The organism is Pseudomonas sp. K5002 (genome assembly GCF_013386655.1).
Lineage (GTDB): Bacteria > Pseudomonadota > Gammaproteobacteria > Pseudomonadales > Pseudomonadaceae > Aquipseudomonas.
Map to the genome: position 1 here is coordinate 3407 of NZ_JACARK010000915.1, position 2188 is coordinate 5594.

Annotated in this window: 3 protein-coding genes; 2 read left to right on the forward strand and 1 reads right to left on the reverse strand. The window is 63.9% G+C overall.

Features of this window, described 5'->3' with window-relative positions; all coding sequences use genetic code 11:
• Positions 1-73: 73 nt before the first annotated feature.
• The gene (locus HX846_RS30935; RefSeq protein ID WP_003215763.1) at positions 74-937 is read left to right on the forward strand and encodes a LysR family transcriptional regulator; all 864 of its coding nucleotides are present in this window, start codon (positions 74-76) and stop codon (positions 935-937) included.
• A 51-nt stretch (positions 938-988) separates the two neighbouring features.
• On the forward strand, positions 989-1993 hold the full coding sequence (locus HX846_RS30940) for a LacI family DNA-binding transcriptional regulator (RefSeq protein ID WP_003215765.1): 1005 nt from the start codon (positions 989-991) through the stop codon (positions 1991-1993).
• Here the strand turns inward: HX846_RS30940 and HX846_RS30945 are convergent.
• On the reverse strand, positions 1990-2188 hold a 199-nt coding region (locus HX846_RS30945), incomplete at its 5' end, for an SDR family oxidoreductase (RefSeq protein WP_178966850.1). The genes HX846_RS30940 and HX846_RS30945 overlap by 4 nt on opposite strands.

Consider the following 2188-nt stretch of genomic DNA (forward strand, 5'->3'; position numbering starts at 1 on the left):
CCCGCTCCCACATTTTTTGCCCGCATTCCAGTCATCAGCCCCTACAATGACCCCTATTCTCCAAGGGGCCCTTATGGACATCGAACTGGCACGCACCTTCCTCGAAATCACCCGCTGCGGCAGCCTCGCCGCGGCGGCCGAGAAACTGCACGTCACCCAGACGGCAATCACCGCCCGGGTCAAAAACCTCGAAAGCCAGCTCAACAGTACCCTGTTCGTGCGCAACCGCGCCGGTGCCCGCCTGACCCCGGACGGCGAGGCGTTCGTGGTCTACGCCAACCAGCTTGTCCAGACCTGGGAAGCCGCACGCCGCGACCTGCCATTACCCGATGGCTACCGCAACGTGCTGCACATCGGTGGCGAAGTCAGCCTGTGCAACCCGCTGATGCTCGGCTGGGCCCAGGCCTTGCGTGAACACATTCCCGGCCATGCCCTGCGCACCGAGATTCGCGAAGGCGAGTATCTGTTACGCCAGCTGGAACTGGGGGTGCTGGACGCCGCGCTGGTGTTCCAGCCGCAATACTGGCCGGGGTTGCAGGTGGAGCAGGTGCTGGAAGAAAAACTGATCCTGGTGCAACTGGCCGCCCGGCCCGAGCCCTACGTGTATATCGACTGGGGCCAGGGCTTTCGCCAGCAGCACGACGCCGCACTGCCGGACAAGGCCCGCGCAGCCCTGAGTTTCAATCTGGGGCCACTGGCGTTGCAGTACATCCTGGAAAACGGCGGTGCCGGGTATTTCCGCACGCGGGTGGTACAGAGCTACCTCGACAGCGGTGTGATGGAACGGGTGCCCAAGGCGCCGGAGTTCAGCTTCCCGACGTACCTGGTGTATTCCCGCGAGCGCGACTCGGCGGTTTTGCAGCAGGCACTGGCCTTGCTGCGGGCGGTGGTGGAGGCGGAAAAGGATTGGTCGCAGCGCTGGGATCCGGTGATTTGAAGCCGTGCCCATGGTAGCCTCAGGTTGTTTTCTCCTGGTTCCCCCCTGCCGATGAACAAGAAAAAGTCCGTCACCATCAGCGACATCGCCAAACGGGTCAACATGACCACCATCACGGTGTCCCGGGCGCTGAGCAAACCCGACCTGGTCAAGCCCGCCACCCTGGCGCGGATTCTCGAAGTGGCGCGGGAGCTGGACTATGTGCCCAACGCCTTTGCCCGCGGGCTCAAGCGCAGTGAAAGCCTGATCATCGGCGTGATCACCGCTTCGGTCGACAACCCCTTCTACAGCGAGATGATCAAGGCGATTTCCCGCGAGGCGAAAAAGCACGGCTACACCATCATGCTGGTGGATACCGACGAACTGGAAGAACTGGAAAGCAAGGCAGTCGACACGCTGCTGGGCTACCGCGTGGCGGGGATCATCCTGTCGCCGGTCTCCGACGAGCCCAGCTACCAGCCGGACTATCTGGAGCGCCTGGGTAACGGCAAGACGCCGGTGGTGCTGCTCGATCGCACGATCCACGACAGCCCCTTCAGCCGTGTGGTGCTGGACAACTATCACAGCGGCATCGAGGCGGCGCAGTACCTGGTGCGGCAAACCCCGAACCTCAAGCGCCTGCTGGTGCTGACCGGGCCCGAGCATTCGCGCATCACCATGGAACGCCTCAAGGGCCTGAAAGAAGTCCTGGCCGAGCACCCTCAGGTGCACGTTGAAGTGTGTGCCGGTGACTACACGTTGATGCCCTCCTACCTGCACACCCTCGACTATCTGGCCGAGCACTCGGCGCCGGACGCGATCATGGGCTTCAACCAGTTGATCACCCTCGGCGCGCTGCGTGCGCTGCGCATGCACAACATCCCCCACGACAGCCTGACCATCTGCGGCATCGACCGCCTGCCCTTCGCCGATATCTTCGGCGTGCCGATTGCCTGCGTGGCCCACGACGCGTCACTGGCCGGCAGCAGCGCGGTGCGGCTGCTGCTGGATCGTCTCGAAGACCCGCACAAACCGCGGGACAAGGTGGTGATCGCCGGCAAGCTGGAGAACGGCTAGCGGCTGGTGTAGCCGCCGTCGATCGGCAGGCTGACGCCGCTGATCATGCTGGCGGCATCGCTCAGCAGGAACAACACCGGCAGGGCCACTTCCGCCGTTTCGGCAAATCGCCCCAGGGGAATCGCCGCCAATGCCGGATCACGTTTGGCGGGCGCCGACCAGGCCATCTGTGCCATGGGCGTGAGGGTGACGGTG

What these genes read in the sequence shown, in the direction of transcription:
- HX846_RS30935 (WP_003215763.1), top strand. Translation starts at nt 74, where the DNA reads ATGGACATCGAACTGGCACGCACCTTCCTCGAAATCACCCGCTGCGGC.
- HX846_RS30940 (WP_003215765.1), top strand. Translation starts at nt 989, where the DNA reads ATGAACAAGAAAAAGTCCGTCACCATCAGCGACATCGCCAAACGGGTC.